The following is a 26,475-nucleotide window of genomic DNA, read 5'->3' on the forward strand; positions in this document are numbered from 1 at the left end:
TTCACTGCCCGGAGAAGCTTCGCGTTACAGCGGAGTCTCTTCGGGCAGTAGTGCGTTCGGCCCCGCTCCGGGGGCGCCCGGCACACGGGATGCCGCTCGCACTGCCCCAATGGAGGCGGCGATCACGAGCGCGATTCCGAATCCCTGGACCAGCGTGATGTTTTGGCCGAGCACGAAGAATCCCGCACCCGTCGCGATGGCCGGAGCCAGTGCCATGAGTACCGAGAAGGCGGCAGCAGAGATGCGGCGCAGCGCAATGAGTTCGAGGGCGTAAGGGATCGCGGAGGAACAAATCGCCACCGCCAAACCGCGCACCAGAATTGACGGCTCGAGTAGCGTGCTACCCGCTTGGGTGATGCCGAAGGGGAGGCTGATGATCGCGCCGATCGCCATGGCGATGGCGAGGCCATCCAAGCCAGCAAAGACCTGGCCGGTCTTGCGAGACGCCAAAATGTAGCCCGCCCACGACACTGCGGCGGCGAGGGCGAAGGCGACGCCGACCGGGTCAAGGGCCCCGACGCTACCGAGGCTCAGCAGGGCAACCCCCGCGAATGCGAGCACCGCCCACAGCCAGGCGCTAGCGCGACGAGCGACGATGACAGAAAGCACGAGAGGGCCGAGAACTTCGATCGTAACGGTCGCGCCGAGATCGACTCGAGAGAGAGCTTCGTAGAACAGCAGGTTCATTCCGCCGAGCGAAATACCAAAAACGAGAGCCATGAGCCAGGCGCGTTTCGAGATCGCGCGCAGGTTGGGGCGCGCGATGGCGAGAAGAATTGCCGCCGAAAAAACCAGCCGCAGCGAGACCATGCCCGCGGGCCCCACCTCGGGAAAGAGCAGCACAGCAACCGAGGCTCCGACGTCTTGAAAAATGAGCCCGAAGACAACGAGCATCACGGCGCCCAGAGGGGTACCTCTCAAGGGCGGGGGAGTCGACATAGTGCAACACTACGACCTCAGAACGGATGCTTTGCGCACGTCAGGCCCAGACCATTTTCGGCCGCGCCACGCGCGACGAAGACGGGTGGGAGAATGGGGGAGTGATCATTCTTGCGGCGACTCCCATCGGCAATCTGGGCGACGCTTCTCAGCGTCTCATCGAGGCACTCACGAACGCCGAGGTGATCGCGAGCGAAGATACCCGCACGACCATCCATCTCATGCGCGCTCTCGGCATCGACAACCGCCCGCGGCTCATTCCGCTGCATGAACACAATGAGTCCGAGAAAGCCGCCGAGATCGTTGAGCTGGCTCGCGACGCCGACGTTCTTGTGCTCAGTGATGCCGGGATGCCCGCCATTAGCGACCCCGGATTTCCGCTCGTTTCGGCCGCAGCCGCAGCCGGCGTCACGGTCACGGCATTGCCCGGACCGAGTGCCGTGCTCACTGCCCTCGCCGTCTCGGGCTTGCCGACCGACCGCTTCAGCTTCGAAGGTTTCTTGCCCCGCAAGGGACGGGTCGCGTACTTCCGTGGCCTTGCTCGCGAAGAACGCACGATGGTGTTCTTCGAGAGCCCCAACCGGCTGCCTGCGGCGCTCGCCGATCTCGCTACTGCCCTGGGCGATGACCGTCGCGCTGTCGTCTGCCGCGAACTCACCAAGATGTACGAAGAGGTCGCTCGCGGCACCGCCGCTGAGCTCGCCGAGAAGTTCAAAGATGGAGCCCGGGGCGAGATCTGTCTCGTGATCGAAGGCGCTGCTCCCGCGACATCCGATCTGCCAACCGCGGTCACCTACGTACTCTCACTCGTCGCTGACGGTGCTCGCTTGAAAGAAGCGGCAACCGAGGTGGCCGAGCAGACCGGGTTGAGCAAGCGCGAACTCTACGAAGCGGCGCTGCAGGCCAAAAAGAAGTAACCCGAGGGCCCGTAGTGGTTAGGCCTGTGCTTCGCAGGCGACCTTCAACTCGTGGTGGTCTTGAGTCAGCGCTTTCTTTGTGACACCGAGAAACAGCAGCCCGACGACGCTCAGGAGGCGTGCCCCGAAGGTCAGCGGCGTCATCGTGAAGCGGTAGTCGAGGCGGGTGCCGCCGTGGCTGGGCATAAACAAATAGATGCTTTGGTAGTGAGTGCCGCGCGACTCCGCGTCAACGGTGTAAGTCACATCCTGCTCGTAGTCGGTAACCCACATCACTTCGGTGGCTTCTTTGCCCGCGAAGCTGCGGGTTTCGCGCCACTTCGTGCCGACATCTAACTGCGCGGGGCCGTCGAGTACTTCGAGGGAAAGGATGCCGCTGATGTTGGTCGAGGCGCGGTCTAGGTCACAAAAAACCCCAAACACGCGGTCCACCGGGGCGTCGATGTAGACGTGGTCGGTGATCTTCATGGAGGCTCCCTTGCGCGGTATCAAGACCGGGCGTTCTGCGACGATATCGCAGTGCGCCCGGTCTCCAGCCTACGACTTTAGGTGGCCACTGGTACTTGAGCGGCAGCAGACGCCACGGTTTCGCTCTTTCGCGTGAAGCGCTTGAGCGCGATGACGATCAGTGCCGTGACGACCATTCCCGCGAGAATTGCGACGAGGAACATTGGGAACGGGTTGATCGCGAAGAACACGAACAGCCCTCCGTGGGGAGCCTGCGAAGTGACGCCGAACGCCATGATCAGGGCGCCAGTGACGGCGCTACCGATGGCGCTGGCGGGGATCACGCGCAGCGGGTCAGCGGCAGCGAACGGGATGGCTCCCTCTGAGATGAATGACGCACCGAGCAACCAAGCTGCCTTGCCGTTTTCTTTCTCAACGGGCGAGAAGAGGCGCCGAGCGAGAACGGTCGACGCGAGAGCCATCGCGAGCGGCGCGACCATTCCGGCAGCCATGACGGCGGCCATGATCATCCACGGCGCCTGATTGTCGACGGCACCGGCACCAAGACCAGCAACGGCGAAGGAGTAGGCAACCTTGTTCACGGGGCCACCGAGGTCGAAGCCCATCATGGCGCCCAGAATGATGCCCAGAACGACAGCGGATGCTCCGTTCAAGCCGTTGAGGAAATTGTTGAGGCCAATGGTGAGGGCGGCAATCGGCCCACCGAGGATCAGCACCATGAGGCCGGAGGCGAAGATGGATGCCAGCAGCGGGATCACGACAACGGGCATGAGACCGCGGAACCAGGCCGCAGTTTTGCGCTGTGCGAGCCAGTGAGCGGCAACACCCGCGAGGAGTCCACCGACGATACCGCCGAGGAAGCCCGCGCCCATGAGGCCCGCAACCGCACCGGCCGTGAAGCCGGGAGCGATACCCGGGCGGTCGGCAATCGCGTAAGCGATGTAACCGGCAAGGGCGGGGACGAGGAAGCCCATCGAAGCGGCACCGATTTGGAAGGCCGCGGCGCCGAGGTACGCCCTGACTCCACCGTCGGGCAGGTTCCACAGGCTGTTCTGCGTGATGATGTCGCCCGCGGTGTCAGTGATGAGGTACCCACCGAGCAGGAAGCCGAGCGCGATCAGCAATCCGCCACCGGCCACGAACGGAATCATGTAGCTCACGCCGGTGAGCAGCGCGCGCGTGACGGTCTGGCCGAAGTGTTCGTCGCTCGAGGTGCTCGCGGCGTCATTGGCTACCGAGTTGCTTGCTTCGCCGCCGGCCACGCGGGCAGCGTTGGGGTCGCTTGCGGCGGCGAGAGCCTCGGCGATCATCGCGTCCGGCGCATCGATACCGCGCTTCACGGGCGACTGCACGAGAGCCTTGCCGGCGAATCGGGCCCTGTCGCGAACATCCACATCGACAGCAAAGATGACAGCGGATGCCGCAGCAATGACCGCAGGATCGAGCGGCGTCGACCCCGACGAACCCTGAGTCTCGACGTGGAGTTCCACGCCAGCACGCTCAGCGGCGGCCGCGAGTGAATCGGCGGCCATGTAGGTGTGGGCGATGCCGGTCGGGCACGCGGTGACGGCAATCAGTATGGGGCGCGCGGCGGCATCGGCGTTGGCCGCAGGGTGTCCGGCAGCAGCGGCAGCAGCACCAGCAGCAGCCTCAGTGCTCGAGCCAGCTCCAGCACCACCAGCAGCACCGGCGGGCGCGGCCTTCTCTTCGGGCGCAGTGGCTTGCTCCACGAGCGCGACGATGTTTTCGCGAGTCGAGGCGGCACGCAAGCTGTCGACGAACTCGGGGTTCACGAGCGAGCGGGCGAGAGCCGAGAGCACCGTGAGGTGTTCTTGGTCGGCACCGGCCGGGGCCGCGATCAAAAAGATGAGGTCGGCGGGAGCATCCGCAGCACCAAAGTCGACGGCGGGCTTGAGTCTTGCCATCACGAGGGTCGCCTCGGTGACCGCTTCGGAGCGGCAGTGGGGGATCGCGATGCCGCCGGGAACGCCGGTATCGGTCAGTTGTTCGCGGGCCCACGCGTCATCGAAGAGCGAGTCGGCGTTGGTGGCGCGTCCCTGTTCGGCGACGAGATTCGTCAGCGCGCGAATGACACCCGCGCGATCGGTGCCGAGGTCGGCATCGAGCAACACGAGCTCGGGGGTGATGAGGTGCGACATTGCTTTCTCCTTGTATCCAGCAGTCGTGGTGCTGAGGTCGTAGTTCTGAGGTCGGTGGTGCCGAGGGGCTAACGCTGAGGTTTAGCGGGCGGCGGGGCGGCCGAGCGGCTGAACGTCAGCGGTCTCGGGATGAGTCTGGTCGAGGCGCGGCATGGTGCTGCCGGGGAGGGAGGCGGCCGCAGCGCCATGAGCAACGGCCTGTGCAAGACGTCGTTCGGCGGTGTCACCGCGCTGATCGGCCACAAGGTAGCCGGCCAGTGAGGCATCTCCGGCTCCGACGGTGCTCTTGGCGGCGACGGGAGGCATGGTGGCTCGCCACGTCTCGTCGGCGGTCACGAGGAGCGCTCCGCGCGATCCGAGGGTCGCGAGCACGGCGTGGCAGCCGCGAGCGATGAGGCCGAGCGCGGCAGCGGCCGCGGCATCCGGATCGCTCTCGAAGGTGTCGGGGAGGCCCGTTATTTCGGCGAGTTCCTCGGCGTTGGGTTTGATGAGGTCAACACCCACCCCCGAATCGATGAGGGCTTTCATCGGAGCACCCGAGGAGTCGACGGCGATGCGGGGCAGCGGCCCATCCGTGCCCGCACGAATGGCGAGAACAACACGAACGTAAAAGTCGGAGCTAAGGCCCGGCGGGAGCGAGCCAGCGAGCACGACCCATTCGGCGTCGAGCGCGTGTGAGACCACGAGATCGATCAACGCCGCGTCGTCGGCTGCGGTGAGCTGTGGACCAGGCTCGTTGATCTTGGTCGTCGTTCCATCGGGTTCGGCGATCGTGACGTTGGAGCGCACCCGCCCTGCAATCGGAAGGCCCGCGATTGGCAAGCCCGCGGTCGGCGTCTGCTCGGCGCGCAGGGCAACGAGCATCGGGTCAGCAGCATCGCCGGGCAGCACCGCAATCGTCTCGAGCCCCGAAGCGATAAGCGCACGCGAGACGTTGACGCCCTTGCCGCCGGGCTGCTCGCTGCTGGCTACCGAACGCTGCACCGCGCCGCGGTCGAGAGCGGAGGCGAGTTCGATCGTGCGATCGAGGCTGGGGTTGGCGGTTACGGTGACGATCATGCGATCACCGTGTCAACATCCGCGCGCTCGAGCGCACGCGTCAGATCGTCGTCGGGGGAGTCATCGGTGATGATCGTGTCGACCTCGGAGAGTGAGGCGAAACTGATGAGCGTTTCGAGGCCGAGCTTCGAGGCATCGACGAGAGCGATGGCGCGTCGCGAACCGCGAGTGAGGGCGCTCTTCACGGCGGCCTCGTCGGGGTCGGGAGTGCTGAATCCGAACTCAGCGTGAACGCCGTTGGCACCGACGAAAGCGATGTCGGGGCGGATGTTGGCGAGTTGGGAGAGGGTGGCAGAGCCGACCGCGGCGCCGGTGATGCCCCGCAAGCGGCCGCCGATCAGCTGAACCTCGATGTGCGGGTTCTCGCTCACGGTGGCAGCGATGGAGAGTGAGTTGGTAATTACCGTCATCGAACCGGTGGATGCCGCGGGCTGCCAGTCACGCAGGTGCAGCGCCAGGCGGTTCGTCGTGGTTCCCGAATCGAGGCTGATCGCGCCCGTAAAGGTTGACGGAATCAGGGCCATCGCGGCGAGAGCAATGCGCTCTTTGGCGTCGGAGTTGCGGTCGGTGCGGGCCGCAACGCTTTCTTCGATGCGACTAATCCGAGCCGCCGAGACCGCTCCTCCATGCACGCGACGCAAAACGCCCCGTGCTTCGAGCTGGTCGAGGTCCCGGCGGACCGTTTCGCTTGACACGTCGAACGTGTGAGCGAGGTCGATGACGGTGACGCGACCGGCTTCAGCGAGCTTGCCCTCTATGTGCTGTTGCCGCTCTTCTGCGTACATCCGCAATCTCCCCTGATTGTCAACGCACCCGACTGCGTTTCTGTGAGGATACGCCCGTTCCTGTGGCATTACAACACAATTACAGATAAACCCACAGATTCCCACATCGTGGGGCGGAGCATCCGGCTCTCACGTCGCGCGCTCGCAGCCCCGGGCGTAACCGGCGGGCACGGGCGAATACAATGAAGGCATGTCTGCCGGCGACTCCTTCTACATTGCGACGCCCATCTTCTATGTAAACGACGTTCCCCATATCGGGCACGCGTATACGGAGGTGGCCGCCGACGTTCTTGCGCGCTGGCACCGTCAGCGGGGTGAAGACGCCTGGCTGCTCACGGGCACCGACGAGCACGGCCAGAAGATTCTGCGCACCGCCGTTGCCAACAACACGACTCCGCAAGAGTGGGCCGACCGTCTCGTCGCCGACTCCTGGCAGCCGCTGCTCGAGACCATCGACATCGCCAACGACGACTTCATTCGCACGACCGATGAGCGTCATGAGAAGGCCGTTGCCACGTTCTTGCAGCGCCTGTACGACGACGGCCACATCTACGCGGGCGAGTACGAGGGCTACTACTGCGTTGGTTGTGAAGAGTACAAGCAGCTCGACGACCTCGTCACGGCTCCCGATGGCGACTACAAGGGCCAACTTGTCTGCGCGATTCACTCGCGCCCCGTAGAGATCCTCAAGGAGAAGAACTACTTCTTCCGGATGAGCGACTTCGGGCAGCGACTGCTCGACCTCTATGAAAGCCAGCCCGACTTCGTTCAGCCCGCGAGCGTGCGCAACGAAATCATTCAGTTCGTCAAGCAGGGACTCGACGACCTCTCGATCTCGCGCTCCAGCTTCGACTGGGGTGTCAAGGTTCCGTGGGATGAAAGCCACGTCGTGTACGTTTGGTTCGACGCTCTGCTCAACTACATCAGCGCGATCGGTTACGGCGTCGACGATGAACAGTTCGCCAAGCGCTGGCCTGCCGTGCAACTCGTCGGCAAAGACATCGCTCGTTTCCACGCGGTTATCTGGCCCGCCATGCTCATGGCAGCAGACCTTCCGGTGCCGCGTGCCGTCTTCGGCCACGGCTGGTTGCTCGTCGGTGGCGAGAAGATGTCCAAGTCGAAGCTCACCGGTATCGCTCCGAGTCAGATCACTGACACCTTCGGTTCGGATGCGTTCCGCTACTACTTCATGAGCGCCATTACCTTCGGTCAAGACGGCTCCTTCAGCTGGGAAGACCTGAGCGCGCGCTACCAAGCAGAGCTCGCCAACGGCTTCGGCAACCTTGCCTCGCGCGTCATCGCGATGGTGAATAAGTACTTCGATGGGGAGATTCCGAAGCTCAGTGAGCTCACGGCATCCGACGAAGCAATTATTGCGACCCAGAAGCGTGCCACCGAGAACTCGAACGCGTTCATCGACAAGTTCGCCATCAACGACGCACTCTCGTCGGTGTGGCAACTCGTGGATGAACTCAACGGGTACATCACCGAGCAAGAGCCGTGGGCGCTGTCGAAAGACCCCGCCAACCGCGAACGCCTCGGCACCGTGCTGGCCACAACCGTCAACGGTTTGGGCACGCTCGCCATCCTGCTGTCACCGGTGCTGCCCAAGGCAACCCACAAGCTCTGGACCGCCATTGGTGGTGTCGGCGAACTGCGCGAGCAGCGCATCGACGACGCTCAGAACTGGTCGCACTCCGGTCGCGTCACGGCTCTCGAATCGTCGCTGTTCCCGCGCATTGAAGTGGATGCCGAGAGCAGCACGGCGTGACCGAACCGTTCATAAGGCAGCGTCACCGCAGCGCCGACGAGAATGCCTCCGAGAAGACGCAGTATCCGCCGCTGCCGGAGCCTCTCGAGGGCGTTGTCTATGACAATCACACGCACCTCGAGATCGCTGACGGTGGGCCCGACGGAGCGCTCGACTTCACCGAGCACCTCGCGCGCGCAGCCTCGGTCGGTGTGCGTGGCGTCGTGCAGGTCGGTACGGATGTCGCCACGAGTCGCTGGTCTGCTGAACTGGCAGCCACCAACCCGCGGGTTCTCGCGGCGGTCGCCATCCACCCGAACGACGCCCCCGAGCTCGAAGCAGCGGGGGAGTTGGATGCTGCGCTCGCCGCCATCGATGAACTTGCCGCGCTTCCGCGAGTGCGCGCCATCGGCGAAACGGGGCTCGATTTCTTTCGCACGGACGACGAGGGTCGCCCCGCGCAGTTCCGCTCTTTTGAAGAGCACATTGCGATCGCCAAGCGGCACGGCCTTGCGCTGCAGATCCACGATCGCGACGCCCACGACGCCGTCATCGAGACGTTGTTGCGGGTCGGTGCTCCCGAGCGCACGGTCTTCCACTGCTTCTCGGGCGATGCCGCAATGGCACGCATTGCCGCCGACAACGGCTGGTTCTTGTCCTTCGCTGGAACGGTGACGTTCAAGAACGCGGCCAACCTTCGCGAAGCGCTTTCGGTGATCGATCTCGACCGCATCATGGTCGAAACCGATGCTCCCTATCTCACGCCGCATCCGCTGCGTGGCCGGCCGAATGCGCCGTACCTGATGCCGCACACCGTGCGCGCGATGGCGGCGCATCTCGAAATCAGCGAGCTCGAACTCTCGGCGCAACTCGCGGCCACCACCGAGGCCGTTTATGGTTCGTGGGATACCGAACTTCCCGACGGCACTGCGCCAGCACCAGCGCGCTCGGCAGCATCTACCCCACAGAACGCAGGCACACGATGAGCACCCTTCTCGGCCCCGCCGAGATCCGCGATCTCGCTGATCTGCTCGGCATTCAGCCCACCAAGAAGCTGGGCCAAAACTTCGTCATCGATCCCAACACAGTGCGCCGCATCGTCAAAGCCGCGCACGTCGTCTCGGGTGAAACGGTGGTCGAGGTCGGTCCCGGGCTTGGCTCGTTGACGCTCGGAATTCTCGAGACCGGTGCATCCGTCGTCGCCGTCGAAATCGACAAGCGCCTCGCTGCCCAGTTGCCGATCACGGTTAGCCAGTTGCAGCCGGATGCTCAGCTCACGGTCATCACTGACGACGCGATGCGCGTCACCGAGCTGCCCAACGAGCCCCGCGTTTTCGTCGCCAACTTGCCGTACAACGTGTCGGTGCCCGTGCTGCTGCACTTCTTGGAGCACTTCGATTCGCTCGACCGCGGTCTCGTGATGGTGCAGGCTGAAGTCGGCAATCGCGTCGCCGCCGGCCCCGGCAGCAAGGTTTATGGTTCGCCGAGCATCAAGGCCGCCTGGTACGGAGAGTTCTCCACCGCTGGGCTTGTGAGCCGCCAAGTTTTCTGGCCCGTGCCCAACGTCGACTCCGTGCTCGTGCGTTTTGAACGCCGCGAACAGCCCGGCACGATCGAGGAGCGTAAGGCAACGTTCGCTCTCGTGGATGCCGCCTTCCAGCAGCGTCGCAAAATGTTGCGTCAGTCGCTCTCGAGTGTGTTGGGCAGCTCAACGGCTGCGTCCGACCGGCTCATTGCGGCGGGCATCGCGCCGACCGCCCGGGGCGAGGAGCTCACGGTTCTCGACTTCCTGGCCATCGCGCGCGCTGCGTAGCCAACACCGCACTGCGTAGCGAGCAGGAACGCTGCGTTCTGAGCAGTGTGGCCGCATCCACCATTCCGTTTGGTGCCAAACGACGGTAGGTTGGCCTCATGTCGGAAGCAACGAACCCCACCCCCAGTGACCGCGACGTTCTGGAAGGAACGGGGCGGCATCCCGACGAGTGGTTCGCTTTTCTCGATATGGCCGGGGCAACGAAGTGGCAGCACGCTGAGTTTCTGACGTGGTTTGAAGCCAATGCCGCGCAGGTCAGCCCCGAGTGGGCCGAGTCAGTGACGGCGCGCTACGCGGCGGTACGAGGGCTCAGTATTTCGCAGTAGTTTCAGCGCGGTAACGAGACCTTCACGATTTTTCGTGGCGGCCCGTTATCCCCAGCCTGCGCACAGACCGGTCCGTTCCACAAGGTAAGTTTGGTTCATGACTTCCGTCCCGGCAGCCTCCACCATGGTTCACGCTCGTGCCCCCGGCAAGATCAACGTCTTCCTCAAGGTCGGCTCATTGCTCGACGACGGCTATCACGACGTCGCCATCGCGTACCAAGCGGTTTCGCTGTGTGAAGATGTGCGCGCTTTCCAGGCTGACGACTTCTCGGTATCGGTGACCGGCGCTGTCGATCTTTCTCGTGTGCCCACCGATGGCTCAAATATTGCGATCAAGGCTGCTCGGCTGCTAGCCCGCCGCACGGGGTATCGCGGCGGCGCGCGCCTTGAGATCGAGAAGCACGTTCCGGTAACCGGCGGCATGGGCGGTGGCTCTGCGGATGCCGCGGCAACTCTCTTGGCGTGCGATGCGCTTTGGGGCACCGCGATCTCTCGCGAAGAAATGTTGAGCCTTGCCGCCGAGCTCGGTGCCGACGTGCCCTTCGCGCTCACCGGCGGAACCGCTATCGGAACCGGTCGCGGCGACCAGCTCAGCCCCGCACTCGCCAAGGGCCAGTTTCAGTGGGTTTTGGCGCTCTCTAACGAGGGGCTGTCGACCCCCGCGGTGTACACCGCTCTCGACGAGCACCGCCAGCAGTATGCCCAAGATATTTTTCCCGCCGAAGTAGCGCCTTCGGTTGACTCCGATGTGTTGCAAGCTTTGCGTGCCGGCGACCCGCACATGCTCGCTGAGGCCCTTCATAATGACCTTCAGGCTCCCGCCCTCAAAATGGCGCCCTCGCTCGCCGGCGTGATCGAACTCGGCGAGAAAAACGGGGCGCTCGCAGGTATCGTTTCGGGCTCCGGCCCGACGGTTGCGTTCCTCGCGGCTGATCTCGATTCAGCCCTTGAACTGCAAATTGCACTCAGTGCGGCGCAAATGAATGTGGTGCGAGCGACCGGTCCCGTGCACGGAGCGCGAATCATTACCGACTAACCGCAGTAGGCTTGCCCGAATGGCACACCTTCTTGGCGCTGAGTCCCTTCATCTTGAATTTCCGACCCGCGTAATCTTCGACAATGTCACGATCGGCCTCGACGAGGGCGACCGTATCGGTATCGTCGGTCGCAACGGTGACGGCAAAACCACCCTTATGCGTATGCTCTCGGGCAAGCTCGACCCCGACGAGGGGCGCGTAACCCGGCGCAACGGCGTCACCCTGGGCATGCTCGATCAGGCCGATGAACTCGATGGCACCAAGACCGTGCACGAGACCGTCATCGGCGACATCGATGAGCACGTGTGGGCGGGCGACCCCAAGGTTCGCGACGTTATTGCCGGACTTGCTGCTGACATCCCGTGGGAGGCCAAGGTTGGCGATCTCTCCGGTGGTCAGCGTCGACGGGTCGCGTTAGCCGCTCTGCTGATTGGCGACTGGGATGTCATCTTCTTGGATGAGCCCACTAACCACCTCGACGTCGAAGGCATTTCGTGGCTCGCGGGCCACCTCAAGCGTCGCTGGTCGACTAACGCCGGTGGGCTGCTGGTCGTCACTCACGACCGGTGGTTCCTCGATGAGATTTGTACCGCCACATGGGAGGTTCACGATCGCCTGATCGAGCCCTTCGAGGGGGGCTACGCGGCCTACATTCTGCAGCGCGTTGAGCGTGACCGCATGGCGGCCGCCTCTGAGTCGAAGCGTCAGAACCTCATGCGTAAAGAGTTGGCATGGTTGCGTCGCGGTGCTCCCGCGCGCACGACCAAGCCCAAGTTCCGCATCGATGCGGCCAACGATTTGATCGAAAACGAGCCGCCAGCCCGCGATAGCGTCTCGCTGTCGTCGATGGCGATGCAGCGACTCGGCAAGGATGTCGTCGACCTCGAGGGCGTCACCGTCACCTACCCGGTAATCGATCCGGCGTCGGGCGTCTCCAGTGAGAAGACGGTGCTCAACGACGTCACGTGGCGCATCGCTCCCGGCGAGCGCACGGGCATCCTGGGCGTCAACGGTGCCGGAAAGTCGACGCTGCTCTCGCTCGTCTCCGGAACGCTCCTGCCGACCAGCGGTCGTGTGAAGCGCGGTAAGACCATCAAGGTTGCCACCCTCACGCAGCAGCTTGCGGAGCTTGAAGACATCTGGAATGAACGTGTTAGCACGGTCATCGGTCGCCACAAGAGCACCTATGTCACGGGCGGCAAGGAGATGACGCCCACCCAGATGCTCGAGCGCGTTGGCTTCACGAGCACGCAGCTCTCCACCCCGGTGAAAGATCTCTCGGGTGGTCAGAAGCGTCGCCTGCAGCTGCTGCTCATTTTGCTCTCGGAGCCGAACGTTCTGATTCTCGATGAGCCCACTAACGACCTCGACACCGACATGCTTGCGGCCATTGAGGACCTTCTCGACACCTACCCCGGAACACTGCTCGTCGTGAGCCACGACCGGTACCTGCTTGAGCGCGTCACGGACCAGCAGTACGCGGTGATGGAGGGCGGCTTCCGCCACCTGCCGCGTGGTGTCGATCAGTACCTCGAATTGCGCACGCAGCAGCTCAAGGGCTCCACTGGTGCGAGCGGTGCTGCCGCAGGTGCTCCGGATGCCACAGCCGCGAAAGCGAAGCCGAAGCTGGGCGGTGCTGAATTGCGCAACTCGCAGAAGGAGCACGCTGCTGCCGCTCGCAAGATGAAGAAGTTGCAAGATCAAATTGCAGATCTTCACCAGCGCATGGCGACCCATGACCAGTCAGACTTTGCCGGTTTGGGCGCCCTCGTGGGCGAACAGCAGGCTCTACAGGAGGCTCTCGACACTGTCGAGACCCGCTGGCTCGAACTCGACGAACTGCTCTCTTAGGCTGCGACTGTCGGCAGCGCGACGTTGAGACGGAACCCTTCGGGCCCGTTCTCGGCGTTGACGCCGCCGCCGTGGGCTTCGACAATGCCACGCACGATGGCAAGGCCGAGGCCCGCGCCGCTCGAACCGCTTGACTCCTTCTCCGGGGTGCGCGCTTCGGTCGCGCGCCACCCAACCTCAAACATGTGGCTGAGGTCTTCGCTGGCGACCCCGCTGCCCTGATCGAGCACTGACAGCACCAGACTGGTGTCGTCACGTTGGTCGGCGCTGACGAGAATCTGCGAGTGCGCGGGGGCGTACCGGATGCTGTTGGTGAGCAGGTTCACGACCACGCGCGTGAGCTCGTGGGGATCGGCCCACAGCATCCGCCCCTCCACGCCAGCATGCGTGATTTGGATGCCGCGGGCCGCCGCCAACTGGCTGACGTCGGCAACGGCATCCGACACAATATCGAGCAGTTCCATGTTCTCGGGGCGGAGTTTCAGGGTGCCGCTCTGGATGAGCGAGAGCTCGAAAAGGTCATCAACGAGGCGGTTCATCGTGCCGACCTGAGCGCGAATCTGGCGCAGGTAATCGCTGGGGTCGTCCACGACTCCCGCGTCGAGCGCTTCGGCGAGGGCGCTGATGCCGGTCAGGGGAGTGCGCAGGTCGTGCGAGATCCACGCGAAGAACTGGCGGCGCGATGCGTCGAGCCGAGCAATTTCATCGCGGGCGGCAGCGAGCTTTTCGGATGCCTCCGAGAGCTGGGTAGAGACCTCGGCGACCTCTTTCCACGTGCCCGCAGTGGGCTCGACCACGTGGCCAGCACCGACTCGCGCCACGGATTCGCGCAGAGCAGCGAACGCCCGCCGCACGGCTCGCCCACTCACGAGCGCGGCCCCGAGACTCATGAGCGCCGAGATGCCGACGACTCCGAGAACGATTTGCAGGTCGTGGCTCGTGAAGTGCATTTGCGCGGTGATCACGACGGTAGAGAGCGCGATCGAGAGGATCGCGCCTATCACGACCACCGTGAACTGGAACGCGATCGTGCGGCGGCGATTGAGGCGCAGCACGAGCATCGCGACCAGCATGACCGCGGCGGTGCAGACCGCGGCGGTAGCGAGAATGAGGAGCCATTCGCTTAGGCTGAGAATCATGCGGCATCCTTCACAGTGAAGCGGTAGCCCTTGCCCCACTCCGTGAGGAGAAAGCGCGGGTATCGGGCGTCGGGTTCGATTTTCTCGCGCAGCCGGCGCACATGCACGGTGACGGTGGAGGCTTCGCCAAAACTCCAACCCCACACCTCTCGCAGGATGTCGTCGCGGCTCAGCACTCGCTCGGGGTTTTGCAACAGAAAGAGAAAGAGCTCGTACTCGCGGGTCGTGAGTGTCATTTCGTTGCCCTCGAGCAAGATCGAACGACGCGCCTGGTCGACGCGAAAAGGGCCAAGCGTAAACGGTTCGGATGACACATGCGAGCTGCGTGAGCGGCGCACCATGGCGTCCACGCGCAGTTGCAATTCCCGCAACGAGAACGGCTTTGCGATGTAGTCATCGGCACCGTGTTCAAGACCATCGATGCGTTCTTCCACGGCATCCAGAGCGGTCAGCATGATGATGGGCAGTTGCGCGGATGCGGCGCGCGCCTGGCGACAAAGTTCGTCGCCGCCGACACCGGGCAGCATTCGGTCGAGGATAAGCACGTCGGGGAGGGGACCGCGCAGAGCATCGCGCGCGTCGATTCCGTCGCTAATGCCCGTAACGGAATATCCGCGCGCACGCAGGTATTCGGTGACAACCGAAAGCACTGTCGCATCGTCTTCCACGATGGTTACGCTCGCCTTGTTCTCCATAGCCCCAGCCTAGAGCGGCCGCCCGAGGGAATACCGGTTTCAATTCTTACGCTCTTGAAACATCCGTCACTTTCGCCGTATGCCCGGCTTAGGTTCGTAACCGTCACCGCGTCATTGACTCGCTGGCTTCATCCACACACTACGAACTTAGGAAACTCCCTCATGAGAAAAACAGCTATTCCCGCCGCCGCCATCCTCGCCCTTTCGCTCATGCTCAGCGCCTGCAGCGGTGCAGCCACTGACACCACCAGCAGCGAATCCACTGCCCCGGAATCGTCGACGACGGAGACAGAGGCCGGCACGGACACTGACGCGGAAATGATGCACGAAGAGCACACCGGAACCTTCGAAGGCGCCGGCGAGCACTCGGTCGCAGGAACCGTAACTGTCAGTGGCACGGAGATCGTACTCGAGGGCTACTCCTCAGACGAAGGCCCCGACCTCAACATCTACCTCACCAACGGCAATGACGAGGACGCCGTAGCGGGTGGCATGCAGATCGACGCCGTCGCCTACGACGAAGCCAGCCAGACCTTCACCTTCGACGCTATGGATGTTTCCGGTTACGACACCGTCGTCATCTACTGCGACAAGGTCAAGGCAATCTTCGGATCAGCACTCCTCTCATGATGAACCGTGCGCTTTCCCTCGTCGCTTCCGTCATCACGGGAGCGGCGAGGGTCGGCCTCGGCATCCTGTGGTTGAACGAAGGTCTCTTCAAGATCAAGGCAGGATTCGACGGCGCCGACATCGGCCTGGTCGTCGACAGCACGGCATCCAACAATCGGGTAGCCGACGGCTTCGAAGCGTTCACCGCGACCTTCCTCGGCGGCGCCCCCGGTTTCTTCGGCTGGGCCATTCCGGCTCTCGAGGTCGGACTCGGCATCGCCCTCATCCTGGGCGTGCTGACTTTCCCAGCCGCACTCATGAGTGCCGCAACGCTCTTGTCGTATTGGTCGGCCGATCAGCTGATCGAGGAGTATCCCATCATGCTGGCACTCTCCGTGGTCACGGTGGCTTTCGTCGTTAGTGCTTCTCGGATCTCGGTCACCACGATCGTCGAGAAACTCGTGAAGCGAAAGAAGCCCGAGACCCGGTGGTTCTCGGCTCAGGTTCGGCGCTGGCTCTAGCGAGTGCGCTGGCTCTGGCTAGTGCGCCGGCTCTGGCGTTCGCGCTGGCGTTAGCCCAGAGCGGCCACTCCTGCGGCGCGGGCGATTTCTACCGCGCCGTAGGAGAGCAGGGCAATAACCGCCCACGAGATGAGTGCGACCACAAGGGCCCGACCGCCCGTACGGACGAGGTTGCCCATGCTGATCGAGGCGCCGAGCCCAAAGAGGGCCATGCCGAGAACTAGCTCTTGGCCGTAGCCAGCAGCCTCCAGAAAACCGTCGGGCAGCGGAACGAACGTGCGCACCAGCACCGCCGCCAAGAATCCGACAACAAACAGGGGCAGGATGGCGGGGCGCTTGACCTCGCCGCGATCAGCAGCAGGCTCACCCGCAGTACTCGCGGCCGCAGCCTGCACGCGGTCAGCCCGCGCGGCCACGACGCCAGCGAGCGCAACCATCGGCGCGAGCATGGCGACTCGGGTCAGCTTGACGACAACCGCAACAGCGAGGGCGGTTGCTCCCGCTATCTGAGCCGTAGCAACAACCTGGCCGACATCGTGCACGCTCGCGCCCACCCACATGCCGAACTCGGCAGTATCGAGGCCGAGAAGCGGGCGTAGCGCAGGGAGCAGGGCGATCGCGAGGGTGCCACACAGCGTGACAAGCGCGATCGGGGTGGCCGTGTCAGAGTCCTTCGCGCGCGTAACGCCCGCCATTGCACCGATGGCCGAGGCGCCACAGATTGAAAATCCAGCCGCAATCAGCACGGGCTGCTGGCCGGGCAGGCGCAGCATCCGTCCGAGCCCCCACGTGAAGAAGAATGTGATGACGACGATCGCGACGATCATGCCGAGCACGAGCCAGCCCAGTTCGGCGATGTTCACGAGGCTCAACTTGAAGCCAAGCAAGACAACACCGATGCGCAGCAGGCGGCGAGCGGCGATCGCGAGCCCGGGCTTTACTTCCGCTCGAACCGAACTGCGCCACGGCAGGGCGGCGAACAGGATGCCCAACACCACGCACGCGGTCAGCGTGGGAATAGCCGGCACAAGAAAACTGATGAGTACAGCGAGAGCGAAAGCGGCAAGTGCGAGACCGAGCCCGGGGGAGTTGCGGCGAAAAGCGGTCGGGACTTGCAGGTTATTCACCGTCGAGGCTCAACTTTCTGAGCAGCGAGCTCAATCGTTCTTGTTCTAGCGGAGACATGCGGGCGAGCAGCACCGTCTCGTCGTGCACGAGTGAGGTGATCGCTTCGTCGACGCGTTCGCGCCCGCTCGCCGTCATCATCACAATCACGCCGCGGCCATCATTGGGGTCAGTGCGTCGCTCGACAAGTTTGCGCGCCACCATGCGGTCGATGCGGTTCGTCATAGTGCCGCTCGACACCATCGTCTGCTGCACCAAGGCGGTAGGGCTCAACTGGTACGGCGCGCCCGCTTTGCGCAGGGCTGAGAGCACGTCGAACTCCCACGGCTCAACGCCGGCAACGGCGAACGCCGACCGGCGGGCCCGCTCGAGATGCTTCGCGAGACGACCGACGCGGCTGAGAACATGCAACGGCGCAAAGTCGAGATCGGGGCGCTCGCGCGACCACGCTTCGACAATTCGGTCGACTTCGTCGCGTTGGGGCATCCGGTTATTATCTCAGCTTCGATGCCCGGATGTGTGCCACAAACGCACCCCCGAACACCAAAGAAACGTGTGCGAAGCCTCCGAATCGGGCTAAGTGCACGACAGAGTGCCAATGATCTGGCAGAATTGATGCGCGCCTTCGGGTGCGGTCCGCTTTGGTGTAACGGCAGCACGGCAGCCTTTGGAGCTGTCCAGTCTAGGTTCGAATCCTAGAGGCGGAGCTTTATGAGGTTCTAGAAACCCAAGCGCTCCTATTGTCGAAAACCCTTCTAGAAGGATTTCAGGGCAAAGAAAAAGCCGGAACCCGACGTCACGTCGAGGTTCCGGCTTTTTGCTTTCTCAGGCCGGTCGGGCGACCTGCGGCGTTTGCTGGGTCGAGGACCGTGCAGCCGGCTGCTTCAGGGGTTGCATTGGGGTTATTGCGCGACCTGCGTTGAACCCTGAGTTGGGGGCTGGCTGGCGGCTGAATGCCACTGTAATCTCTGGATGATTCCTGACTCGCTCACCGCTTAAATCCGAGAGGCTTGGCCGCCAATGTATCGCCGCTCTGTAGTTGTCCTGTTCGTGGCTGTGCTCGCGCTCGCGGGGTGTTCGTCCTATTTCGACAGCCAAGACGACTATCAACCATCTCCGGAGCCCCTTCAGGCCGAAGGCGAAAACTCCGCAGATCAACAACCCGCCGAAAGCGAAGCGAGAGGGGGATGGCTCTGTATTTGGGAGCCGACTTATGACGACGACTGGCACGACGACTACCTATGTTCCAACGGCACGAGCATCGATCGTCCTTATCTGATTCCGGACGATCCGTTCGTGGAATCGGAGGAGCTCGACGCCGCGGCCGCTGCTTACCAGGACAGCTTGAACCGCTAACCGCGCGATCCCGAAGAATATCTCGCTTCTCCTCGTTCCCGAGTTTCTGGGTGCGCGTTCTGAGCGCCGCTCATTCAGGGCAGAATAGAACTATGACCGAACACAAACTCGCCGTCATTGTTCTCGCCGCTGGCCAAGGCACTCGCATGAAGTCTGCCAAGCCCAAGGTGTTGCACCGCCTTGCCGGCCGCGAGCTTATCGGCCACGTTGTCGCCTCGGCGCGCGAGCTGAACCCGGATCACGTGATCGCGGTGGTTCGTCACCAGCGTGATGAGGTGGTGGCGACGCTCACCGAGCTCATGCCCGACATCCTGATCGTTGATCAAGACGATGTCGCCGGCACTGGTCGCGCTGTTGAGGTCGCGGTCGATTCTTTGCCTGCCGACTTCGACGGGGATGTCGTTGTCGTCAGCGGTGACGTCCCGCTTCTCGACTCGGCCACCCTCGCGGCATTGCTCGAGCAGCACCGCGCGCAGTCGGCCGCAGCTACCGTGCTGTCAGCGATTCTTGATGACGCCACCGGCTATGGCCGCGTCGTGCGTGATGCTCACGGCGGCCTCGATCGCATTGTGGAGCAGAAAGATGCGAACTCTGACGAGCTTTCGATCACTGAGATCAACTCGGGCACGTATGCGTTCCAGGTTGGTCCGCTGCGCGAGCAACTCGTGCGCATCACGACGGATAACGCTCAGTCCGAGAAATACATCACGGATGTCGTTGGCCTGCTTCGCGGAGTCGGCGCTACCGTGGCTGCGATGCCCGTTACCGCCGGTTGGATGGTCGCGGGAGTCAACGACCGCGTGCAGTTGGCCGAAGCAGCTCGCCGCATGAACGAGCTCATCGTGCAAAAGTGGCAGCGCGCGGGAGTCACCATCGAAGACCCCGCCACCACGTGGATCGACGCCGACGTCACACTGAACGCGGACGTCGAAATCCTGCCCGGTACTCAGCTGAAGGGCGCCACGCTCGTGCAGTCGGGCGCCATCATTGGCCCAGACACCACTCTGGTCGACTGTGAAGTTGGCGAGAATGCGGTTGTGAAGCGCACGGATGCCACGCTTAGCGTGATCGGTGCCAACGCGTCTGTCGGCCCGTTCGCGTACCTTCGCCCCAATACAAAACTCGGCGTCAACGGCAAGATCGGCACCTTCGTGGAGACCAAAAACTCCACCATCGGCGAGGGCAGCAAGGTTCCGCACCTCAGCTACATCGGCGACACCGAAGTGGGCGAACAGTCCAATGTGGGTGCCGGCACCATCACCGCGAATTACGACGGAGTGAACAAGAACCGAACGGTGGTGGGCGCCCACGTGCGCACCGGGTCGCACAACGTCTTCGTCGCTCCGGTTAGGATTGGTGACGGAGCGTACACCGGAGCCGGCTCGGTCATCCGAAAAGATGTACCGGCAGGCTCCTTGGGCATCACCGTCGCTCCGCAGCGCAATATCAGTGGCTGGGTTGAAACCAATCGCGCGGGCACTGCAGCGGCTCACGCAGCCGCCGCAGCAACCGACGAAAACAACGCCTGACCGAAGTACGCCGTAACCGCGGCAGAGAGCGAGTCCCCCCAGTGGCCAGCATCAAGATCTCCGGTCAAAAACGACTCGTGCTTGTTTCCGGGCGCGCACACCCGCAGCTCGCGATCGACATCGCCGCTGAGCTGGGTAGCGACCTCGTACCCACTGACGCACGCACCTTTGCCAATGGTGAGATTTATGCTCGCTACGACGAGAGTGTTCGCGGTTGCGACGCCTTCGTCATCCAGTCGCACACCGAGCCCATCAATGAATGGCTCATGGAACAGCTGATCATGGTGGATGCCCTCAAGCGAGCCTCTGCCAAGCGCATCACCGTTGTCTCGCCCTTCTACCCGTACGCCCGTCAAGACAAGAAGGGCCGTGGCCGCGAGCCGATCAGCGCCCGTCTCATCGCTGATCTCTACAAGGCTGCTGGCGCCGACCGCATCATGAGCGTCGACCTGCACGCTGCCCAGATTCAAGGCTTCTTCGACGGCCCCGTTGACCACCTCTTCGCCATGCCCGTGCTCCTCGAGCATTTCCAGAAGCAGCTCGACCCTTCCACCCTGACGGTCGTGAGCCCCGACATGGGCCGCGTTCGCGTCGCCGACATCTGGAGCGACAAGCTCGGTGCTCCGCTGGCCATCATCCACAAGCGCCGCGACCCGCTGGTCCCCAACCAGGTTACGGTTCACGACATCGTCGGTGACGTCGATGGCCGCGTCTGCCTGCTCGTTGACGACATGATCGACACCGGTGGAACAATCGTCAAGGCTGCAGAGGCGCTCAAGAAAGCTGGCGCCCTCAAGGTCGTTGTAGCGGCAACTCACGCCATCTTCTCTGACCCGGCTCCGACAATCTTGCAGAGCGACTTCATCGACTCTGTCGTTGTCACCGACACCCTGCCCGTGCCGGAACACAAGCGGTTCCCCACCCTCACCATTTTGCCGATCGCTCCGCTGCTGGCTCGCGCCATCCACGAAGTATTCGACGACGGATCGGTGACCTCGATGTTCGACGGTGCCGCCTAAATTTCTCGACGTTTTTAGTGCCCCAGATGTAATCGGTTGCACTGTTGGCGGCATACAGTTAAGTCATGACTGCGTTGTCCGATCGACCCTGGTTCTCTAGCTACGCCGAGGGCGTTGCCCACGAAATTACATTGCCCGAAGGGTCGCTGTACGATCTCGTGGCGGCGACCATTGCGGAGTATCCGCGTGCTGTCGCGCTCGAATTCTTCGGCAACGAAACCACGTACGCCGAACTCGGCGAGCAGATCGACCGGGCGGCTGAAGGGCTGCGTTTGCTGGGCGTTCAAAAGGGCGACACTGTCGCTCTCGTTCTGCCGAACTGCCCCCAGCACATCGTCGCTTTCTACGCCGTGTTGCGTGTCGGCGGCGTCGTCGTCGAGCACAATCCGCTGTACACGCCGCGCGAGTTGCGCCACCAATTTGAAGACCATGGCGCCCGCGTTGTTATCGCGTGGAACAACGTCGTTAACACTCTGCAGGAGATGCCGGTGGATGCCGCGGCCGAAACGATCATCTCGGTCGATGTCACACGAGCCATGCCGCTGAAGACGCGCACTCTGCTGCGCTTGCCCATCGCGAAGGCGCGGGAATCGCGTGCGGCTCTCACCACGTCAGTGCAGGGCACCATCGTGTGGGAAGACCTGCTCAAATCCGAACGAATCGACGAGCGCATCGTGCGCCCCGTCGCGAGCGATCTTGCGCTCATCCAATACACCAGTGGCACAACGGGCAGCCCCAAGGGCGCGATGCTCAGCCACCTCAATCTCTCGGCCAACGCGGCTCAAGCACGGGCGTGGGTTCCGGCTGTTCCTCGGGGTAGCGCGGTCATCTACGCCGTACTGCCGATGTTCCACGCCTATGGCCTTACGCTCTGCCTCACGTTTGCGATGAGCATGGGCGCGCGTCTCGTGCTCTTCCCCAAGTTTGACCCGGAGCTAGTCTTGGCGGTCATCAAGAAGCGACCGGCCACCTTCTTGCCAGCGGTGCCTCCTATCTTCGAAAGACTTACAGCCGCGGCAGATGCGGCGGGAGTGTCGCTCAAAGGTATTGAGGTCGCGATCTCTGGAGCAATGCCGTTGTCGCCCTCCGTCGTGCAACCGTGGGAGGCACGTACTGGTGGAACCTTGGTTGAGGGCTATGGCCTCTCTGAAACGAGCCCCCTTCTCATTTGCAATCCGGTGGGCCCCACACGTCGCCCCGGCTCCATCGGGCTGCCGCTACCGAGCACCGAGATTCGGGTCGTGGACCCGGAGAATCCTACGGTCGACCGAGCACCGGGCGAGGAGGGCGAGTTGCTGGCCCGTGGCCCGCAGGTGTTCTCCGGCTATTGGGATAAGCCAGAAGAGACAGCCGTGGTCTTCGTGAAGGCGACTGACTCAGGCTCAGACTGGTTCCGCACCGGCGACATCGTCACGGTCGATCCGAGCGGGTTCGTCCGGATTGTCGACCGCATCAAAGAGCTCATCATCACGGGGGGTTTCAACGTGGCGCCGAGCGAGGTCGAGGAGGCCCTTCGGCAGCAGCACGGCATCGCCGATGCCGCCGTTGTCGGTCTGCCGAGCGAACACAGTGGCGAAGATGTCGTCGCCGCGGTCGTGCTGGCGCCGGGAGCATCGCTCGACGAGAGTGCCGTGCGCGAGGCGTTGCGGCAGAACCTCGCGGCGTACAAAGTTCCTAAGCGAATCGAAATCGTGGATGAACTGCCGCGATCCCTCATCGGCAAGATTCTGCGTCGTGAAGTGCGAGAGCAGCTGCTCGCGAACGACTAGGTGTTGTCTGCCGGGCTCGTCGGAAGTACGGCGGGGCCGGGGATGAGGCCGAGTGAACGCAAGAGAGTTTCGCTACCGTTGAACGAGATCGCGTAACACTTCCAACCGGGATCGCCGTCGCCCGTGAGCGCGAAACGAACGTCGTAGGACACGGCCTGGGGCGCAAGGTATTCGGTGTAGATAGCGCACGTTCGATGCGCAGTGTTGTTTGCGGTGCCTGCTGCGGAAACGATGCCGGGAACAACGAGGCCGATGAGGCCAAGAACAACAACGACCCGCATCACGGACTTGAAGGCGCGTGATCGTAGCGGGCGTTCTCCGTGGGGTACGTAGCCGTCGAGTTCGGGGTTTTCGTCAGACAAGCTCATGGTCATGCCATTCTGTCACTGACCGCTGAGGATCGCCCCGCGCGGCCGCTCAGAAACGGCGATGGCGGCGAACCGAGGTCCGCCGCCATCTTTGTTAGTGCAGGTAGTGAGTGAACCCGCTTAGTGCGAGTCCGTCGCTTCGATTTCGCTACGGTCGCCCGACCACAGTGTGTGGAAGGTGCCATCCATGTCGACGCGCTTGTAGGTGTGAGCGCCGAAGAAGTCGCGCTGTCCCTGAACGAGGGCAGCAGGCAGGCGCGGTGCGCGCAGGCTGTCGTAGTAGGCAAGCGACGACGAGAATGCGGGGGTCGGGATGCCGGCGGCGGCAGCGCCACCCACCACACGGCGCCAGGAATCCTGCGTGCCTGCCATCGCGTCGGTGAAGTACGGCGCCGTGACGAGAGCCACGAGACCGGGGTTCTCGGCGTAGGCCTCGGTGATGCGGTTCAAGAAGCGCGCACGGATGATGCAACCACCGCGCCAGATCTTGGCGATCTCGCCCTTCTTGATGTCCCAGTTGTACTCTTCAGCGCCGGCGACGATCGCGTCGAAGCCCTGGCTGTACGCGATGATCTTCGAGGCGTAGAGAGCCTGGCGAACATCCTCAATGAAAGCTGCTTTTTCTTCGATGGCGGGCACCGAACTCGGGCCGGGCAGCGCTGCGGCTGCCGCACGCTGAGCAGGCTTCGACGAGACGGCGCGAGCGAACACGGCTTCGGCGATGCCCGAAACGGGTACTCCGAGGTTGAGGGCGGTCTGTACTGTCCACACGCCGGTTCCCTTGGAACCAGCCTGGTCGAGAATGATGTCCACGAGGGGCTTGTCGGTCTTGGCGTCGACCTGGCGCAGAACCTCGGCGGTGATCTCGATGAGGTAGCTCTCGAGCTCGCCCTTGTTCCACTCGGCGAAGATGTCGGCGATCTCGGCCGGGGTCGCGCCGGTGCCCTGGCGGATGAGGTCGTAGGCCTCAGCGATGAGCTGCATGTCGGCGTATTCGATGCCGTTGTGAATCATCTTGACGAAGTGACCTGCACCGTCGGTGCCCACGTGGGTAACGCAGGGCTCGCCTTCGGCAACAGCGGCGATCGACTTGAGGATCGGGCCGAGGGTCTCCCACGCTTCAGCGGAACCGCCGGGCATGATCGACGGGCCGAGCAGTGCGCCCTCTTCGCCACCGGAGATTCCCGCACCGACGAAGTTGATGCCGGTTTCGCGCACTGCCTTCTCGCGGCGGATGGTGTCGGTGAAGAGCGCGTTGCCGCCGTCGACGATGATGTCACCGGGCTCGAACGCTTCGGTGAGAGCGTCGATTACGGCATCCGTGCCCTTGCCGGCCTGCACCATGATGATGGCGGTGCGGGGCTTCGACAGCGACGCCGCAAATTCTTCGTAAGTGGATGCCGGAACGAAGTTTGCTTCGGGGTGCTCAGTGAGCAGGGTCTCGGTCTTCGAGTAGGAGCGGTTGTAGATGGCAACGGTGTTGCCCTCGCGGCTCGCGAGGTTGCGGGCGAGGTTGGAGCCCATAACTGCGAGCCCTACTACGCCAATGTTTGCGGATGCTTGCTCAGCAGCGGTCATATCGTTCACTCCTTGACTCTGGGACAAAGTGGCGGGCCGATTCAGCACGGCTGGCTGGCCCAGTGATCAAGCCTAGGGCACACCGCGCAGCAGGCTCGCGGCATCCATTCAGCCTTCCTCGTCGTCGTCATACTTGCCTTGCGGAAACGCAGGGGGCGAGGAGTAGCGTGGCACCATGACTCAACCAGTGATCGTTACCGCTATTTTTCACATTCGCCCCGACAGCAGGGATGCGGTTGTTGCCGCGCTCCACACCGCGCTTCCTCTTGTGCATGACGAGCCCGGTTGTGAGCTCTACGCCATTCACGAAGCGGCGGATGGCACTCTAGTCATGATCGAAAAGTGGGAGTCGGAAGCGCTTCTCGACGACCACGGCAGCAGCCCCGCTGTTGCTGCTCTTGTCGGAGAGATTGGTCAGTACCTGACCGCTGAAGTCGCTGTCACTCGCATGACCGCGATTCCTATTGGGACGTCGGGCAAAGGCGCGCTCTAAGCCGCTAGTAGCGCTCGGGCTCCGGCCCGAGCGTGAAGCGTCGCCCAGAAACTTCCGTTGGCGTGATCTCTACCCAGACGTATTTAAGCGTCGGGATCAGCGGTGTCAGCGGTAGTTGGTCGGCGTCGTAAATCTCATCTTGAGATTCGACGATGCGCGCCGTTCCCTTGGCCACCACGCTCCACGCAGTGTGCGGGCCCACGTAGTCGGTCTCGAAAGCGACGCGATCATTGATCGTGAGCTTGAGCAGTTTGGTCCCTTGCGCTGTTCGCAACATCAGTCGATTGTCGACGGCGATGAAATTCACCGGGGTTATCTCAGGCTCTCCCTGAAAGCTCACAGCGATCCTGCCCAGAGTGGCGGTGCGCAGCAATTCCCAGCAGGTCTCCGGTGTGAGTTGCTCCACCGGATCGTTCAGGTTCTCGCTCATAGCAATTCCTTCCCTTGCCTCATTCTCCCACCGCCACGCGGAGGAAGCTAGGGGATTCTGCCGGGGAACTCTGCCCGGGGCGGGCGCGAGAGGAACATCCGCCCATCCTTGTTAGGAGATATTTGCTCAGACAGTTTGTAATAAGTCTGTTTTAAGGCACACTGGTCAGATTGATATCAGACGTAACGATGCGTCGAATGTTAGGAAGACCGTGGCTTCACAATTTCCACCCCTCATCGTGATGGGTGTCTCTGGATCAGGTAAGTCGACCGTTGGCGCAGCCCTCGGCGCCGAATTGGGCATGCAGTTCATTGACGGCGACGACCTTCACCCTCGCGCCAACAAAGAGAAGATGGCCGCCGGTCATGCGCTCAACGACGAAGACCGCGCACCGTGGCTTGAGATCATCGCCGAACGAATCGGCGCCGAACTCGCTGACGGCAACCCCATCATCGTTGCCTGCTCTTCGCTCAAGCGCTCGTACCGCGATACGCTCGCGGCCCATGCGCCCACGACTGTTTTTGTGCACCTGCGCGGCGAACGCGAAGTCATCGCCGAACGCCAGTCGCACCGCAATCACGAGTACATGCCCAACAGCTTGCTCGATTCCCAGTTCGACACGCTCGAACCCCTTCAGGACGATGAGCGCGGTGTGCTCGTCGACCTCACCCAGACTCCGGACGACATTGTCCGGTCCATCAAAAAAGACCTCACCGACGCGTTCGTCGACTGAGCTGCAC

27 protein-coding genes and 1 tRNA gene are annotated in these 26,475 nt (G+C 63.0%); 16 read left to right on the forward strand and 12 right to left on the reverse strand.

From position 1 onward, the window contains the following. Nucleotides 1–24: 24 nt before the first annotated feature. Nucleotides 25–894 (reverse strand): DMT family transporter, encoded by an 870-nt coding sequence (locus ESZ53_RS12950; RefSeq protein WP_129073623.1) that lies wholly within the window; start codon nucleotides 892–894, stop codon nucleotides 25–27. Between the two features lie 146 nt (nucleotides 895–1,040). Here ESZ53_RS12950 and rsmI point away from each other — a divergent pair, with 146 nt between their 5' ends. Next, entirely contained in the window at nucleotides 1,041–1,856 is an 816-nt protein-coding gene (gene rsmI / locus ESZ53_RS12955) for a 16S rRNA (cytidine(1402)-2'-O)-methyltransferase (protein ID WP_129073208.1), read from the forward strand. A gap of 18 nt (nucleotides 1,857–1,874) precedes the next feature. Here rsmI and ESZ53_RS12960 read toward each other — a convergent pair whose 3' ends face one another. The 4 genes from ESZ53_RS12960 to ESZ53_RS12975 form a co-directional block, all read right to left on the reverse strand. Then, nucleotides 1,875–2,324 (reverse strand): SRPBCC family protein, encoded by a 450-nt coding sequence (locus ESZ53_RS12960; protein ID WP_129073209.1) that lies wholly within the window; start codon nucleotides 2,322–2,324, stop codon nucleotides 1,875–1,877. Nucleotides 2,325–2,401: 77 nt separating this feature from the next. After that, nucleotides 2,402–4,483, reverse strand: coding sequence for a fructose-specific PTS transporter subunit EIIC (locus ESZ53_RS12965; protein WP_129073210.1), 2,082 nt, complete (start codon nucleotides 4,481–4,483; stop codon nucleotides 2,402–2,404). Nucleotides 4,484–4,564: 81 nt separating this feature from the next. Next, nucleotides 4,565–5,542 carry a 1-phosphofructokinase family hexose kinase gene (locus ESZ53_RS12970; protein WP_129073211.1) on the reverse strand — a complete coding sequence of 326 codons (978 nt, stop codon included), beginning with the start codon at nucleotides 5,540–5,542 and terminating at the stop codon, nucleotides 4,565–4,567. Further along, the gene (locus tag ESZ53_RS12975; protein ID WP_129073212.1) at nucleotides 5,539–6,327 is read right to left on the reverse strand and encodes a DeoR/GlpR family DNA-binding transcription regulator; all 789 of its coding nucleotides are present in this window, start codon (nucleotides 6,325–6,327) and stop codon (nucleotides 5,539–5,541) included. The genes ESZ53_RS12970 and ESZ53_RS12975 overlap by 4 nt, the downstream gene beginning before the upstream one ends. 190 nt (nucleotides 6,328–6,517) lie before the next feature. On the opposite strand from ESZ53_RS12975, the gene metG reads away from it, so the two are divergent. The 6 genes from metG (at nucleotide 6,518) to ESZ53_RS13005 (ending at nucleotide 13,104) form a co-directional block, all read left to right on the forward strand. Beyond that, a complete protein-coding gene (gene metG, locus ESZ53_RS12980; RefSeq protein WP_129073213.1) occupies nucleotides 6,518–8,098 on the forward strand; it encodes a methionine--tRNA ligase in 1,581 nt (526 codons plus the stop codon). Beyond that, nucleotides 8,095–9,063: a TatD family hydrolase gene (locus ESZ53_RS12985; RefSeq protein WP_246837322.1), complete on the forward strand. Its 969-nt coding sequence runs from the start codon at nucleotides 8,095–8,097 to the stop codon at nucleotides 9,061–9,063. The genes metG and ESZ53_RS12985 overlap by 4 nt, the downstream gene beginning before the upstream one ends. Continuing rightward, nucleotides 9,060–9,890, forward strand: coding sequence for a 16S rRNA (adenine(1518)-N(6)/adenine(1519)-N(6))-dimethyltransferase RsmA (rsmA, locus tag ESZ53_RS12990; protein WP_129073214.1), 831 nt, complete (start codon nucleotides 9,060–9,062; stop codon nucleotides 9,888–9,890). Before ESZ53_RS12985 ends, rsmA begins: the two co-directional genes overlap by 4 nt. A gap of 98 nt (nucleotides 9,891–9,988) precedes the next feature. Next, on the forward strand, nucleotides 9,989–10,216 hold the full coding sequence (locus ESZ53_RS12995) for a 4-diphosphocytidyl-2C-methyl-D-erythritol kinase (protein WP_129073215.1): 228 nt from the start codon (nucleotides 9,989–9,991) through the stop codon (nucleotides 10,214–10,216). 97 nt (nucleotides 10,217–10,313) lie between these two features. Then, nucleotides 10,314–11,252, forward strand: coding sequence for a 4-(cytidine 5'-diphospho)-2-C-methyl-D-erythritol kinase (locus tag ESZ53_RS13000; RefSeq protein WP_129073216.1), 939 nt, complete (start codon nucleotides 10,314–10,316; stop codon nucleotides 11,250–11,252). A gap of 19 nt (nucleotides 11,253–11,271) precedes the next feature. Beyond that, entirely contained in the window at nucleotides 11,272–13,104 is a 1,833-nt protein-coding gene (locus ESZ53_RS13005; RefSeq protein ID WP_129073217.1) for an ABC-F family ATP-binding cassette domain-containing protein, read from the forward strand. On the opposite strand, the gene ESZ53_RS13010 is transcribed toward ESZ53_RS13005, so the two are convergent. Together ESZ53_RS13010 and ESZ53_RS13015 are read right to left on the reverse strand one after the other, a co-directional pair. Continuing rightward, nucleotides 13,101–14,243: a cell wall metabolism sensor histidine kinase WalK gene (locus ESZ53_RS13010; RefSeq protein ID WP_210403803.1), complete on the reverse strand. Its 1,143-nt coding sequence runs from the start codon at nucleotides 14,241–14,243 to the stop codon at nucleotides 13,101–13,103. The genes ESZ53_RS13005 and ESZ53_RS13010 overlap by 4 nt on opposite strands. Continuing rightward, nucleotides 14,240–14,938: a response regulator transcription factor gene (locus ESZ53_RS13015; protein WP_129073218.1), complete on the reverse strand. Its 699-nt coding sequence runs from the start codon at nucleotides 14,936–14,938 to the stop codon at nucleotides 14,240–14,242. The genes ESZ53_RS13010 and ESZ53_RS13015 overlap by 4 nt, the downstream gene beginning before the upstream one ends. Nucleotides 14,939–15,100: 162 nt before the next feature. Here ESZ53_RS13015 and ESZ53_RS13020 point away from each other — a divergent pair, with 162 nt between their 5' ends. Together ESZ53_RS13020 and ESZ53_RS13025 are read left to right on the forward strand one after the other, a co-directional pair. Continuing rightward, complete coding sequence (locus ESZ53_RS13020; RefSeq protein ID WP_129073219.1) at nucleotides 15,101–15,568, forward strand: DM13 domain-containing protein; 468 nt, start codon at nucleotides 15,101–15,103, stop codon at nucleotides 15,566–15,568. Then, nucleotides 15,565–16,068: a DoxX family protein gene (locus ESZ53_RS13025; protein ID WP_129073220.1), complete on the forward strand. Its 504-nt coding sequence runs from the start codon at nucleotides 15,565–15,567 to the stop codon at nucleotides 16,066–16,068. The genes ESZ53_RS13020 and ESZ53_RS13025 overlap by 4 nt, the downstream gene beginning before the upstream one ends. Nucleotides 16,069–16,118: 50 nt before the next feature. Here the strand turns inward: ESZ53_RS13025 and ESZ53_RS13030 are convergent, their stop codons facing one another. After that, nucleotides 16,119–17,195, reverse strand: coding sequence for a YeiH family protein (locus ESZ53_RS13030; RefSeq protein WP_129073221.1), 1,077 nt, complete (start codon nucleotides 17,193–17,195; stop codon nucleotides 16,119–16,121). Further along, a complete protein-coding gene (locus tag ESZ53_RS13035; protein WP_129073222.1) occupies nucleotides 17,188–17,679 on the reverse strand; it encodes a MarR family winged helix-turn-helix transcriptional regulator in 492 nt (163 codons plus the stop codon). Before ESZ53_RS13035 ends, ESZ53_RS13030 begins: the two co-directional genes overlap by 8 nt. A 149-nt stretch (nucleotides 17,680–17,828) precedes the next feature. On the opposite strand from ESZ53_RS13035, the gene ESZ53_RS13040 reads away from it, so the two are divergent. From ESZ53_RS13040 to ESZ53_RS13060, 5 genes are all read left to right on the forward strand, one after another. Next, a tRNA-Gln gene (locus ESZ53_RS13040) sits at nucleotides 17,829–17,900 on the forward strand. A 313-nt stretch (nucleotides 17,901–18,213) separates the two neighbouring features. Continuing rightward, nucleotides 18,214–18,549, forward strand: a complete 336-nt coding sequence (locus tag ESZ53_RS13045; protein WP_129073223.1) for a hypothetical protein — start codon at nucleotides 18,214–18,216, stop codon at nucleotides 18,547–18,549. A gap of 92 nt (nucleotides 18,550–18,641) precedes the next feature. Further along, nucleotides 18,642–20,078, forward strand: a complete 1,437-nt coding sequence (glmU, locus tag ESZ53_RS13050) for a bifunctional UDP-N-acetylglucosamine diphosphorylase/glucosamine-1-phosphate N-acetyltransferase GlmU (protein ID WP_129073224.1) — start codon at nucleotides 18,642–18,644, stop codon at nucleotides 20,076–20,078. Nucleotides 20,079–20,119: 41 nt separating this feature from the next. Further along, nucleotides 20,120–21,097 carry a ribose-phosphate diphosphokinase gene (locus ESZ53_RS13055; RefSeq protein ID WP_129073225.1) on the forward strand — a complete coding sequence of 326 codons (978 nt, stop codon included), beginning with the start codon at nucleotides 20,120–20,122 and terminating at the stop codon, nucleotides 21,095–21,097. A gap of 65 nt (nucleotides 21,098–21,162) precedes the next feature. Continuing rightward, nucleotides 21,163–22,866, forward strand: coding sequence for a long-chain-fatty-acid--CoA ligase (locus ESZ53_RS13060; RefSeq protein ID WP_129073226.1), 1,704 nt, complete (start codon nucleotides 21,163–21,165; stop codon nucleotides 22,864–22,866). Here the strand turns inward: ESZ53_RS13060 and ESZ53_RS13065 are convergent. After that, on the reverse strand, nucleotides 22,863–23,234 hold the full coding sequence (locus ESZ53_RS13065; protein ID WP_129073626.1) for a hypothetical protein: 372 nt from the start codon (nucleotides 23,232–23,234) through the stop codon (nucleotides 22,863–22,865). The two genes, ESZ53_RS13060 and ESZ53_RS13065, sit on opposite strands and share 4 nt — an antisense overlap. A gap of 120 nt (nucleotides 23,235–23,354) precedes the next feature. Beyond that, complete coding sequence (gene gndA / locus ESZ53_RS13070; RefSeq protein WP_129073627.1) at nucleotides 23,355–24,812, reverse strand: NADP-dependent phosphogluconate dehydrogenase; 1,458 nt, start codon at nucleotides 24,810–24,812, stop codon at nucleotides 23,355–23,357. 175 nt (nucleotides 24,813–24,987) lie between these two features. On the opposite strand from gndA, the gene ESZ53_RS13075 reads away from it, so the two are divergent. Continuing rightward, on the forward strand, nucleotides 24,988–25,305 hold the full coding sequence (locus ESZ53_RS13075; RefSeq protein WP_129073227.1) for a putative quinol monooxygenase: 318 nt from the start codon (nucleotides 24,988–24,990) through the stop codon (nucleotides 25,303–25,305). A gap of 4 nt (nucleotides 25,306–25,309) precedes the next feature. On the opposite strand, the gene ESZ53_RS13080 is transcribed toward ESZ53_RS13075, so the two are convergent. Further along, complete coding sequence (locus ESZ53_RS13080) at nucleotides 25,310–25,735, reverse strand: pyridoxamine 5'-phosphate oxidase family protein (protein ID WP_129073228.1); 426 nt, start codon at nucleotides 25,733–25,735, stop codon at nucleotides 25,310–25,312. 211 nt (nucleotides 25,736–25,946) lie between these two features. On the opposite strand from ESZ53_RS13080, the gene ESZ53_RS13085 reads away from it, so the two are divergent. Next, complete coding sequence (locus ESZ53_RS13085) at nucleotides 25,947–26,468, forward strand: gluconokinase (protein WP_210403804.1); 522 nt, start codon at nucleotides 25,947–25,949, stop codon at nucleotides 26,466–26,468. Nucleotides 26,469–26,475 lie beyond the last annotated feature (7 nt).

It is taken from the genome of Salinibacterium sp. UTAS2018, assembly GCF_004118935.1.
In the GTDB taxonomy this organism is placed as follows: Bacteria; Actinomycetota; Actinomycetes; order Actinomycetales; family Microbacteriaceae; genus Rhodoglobus.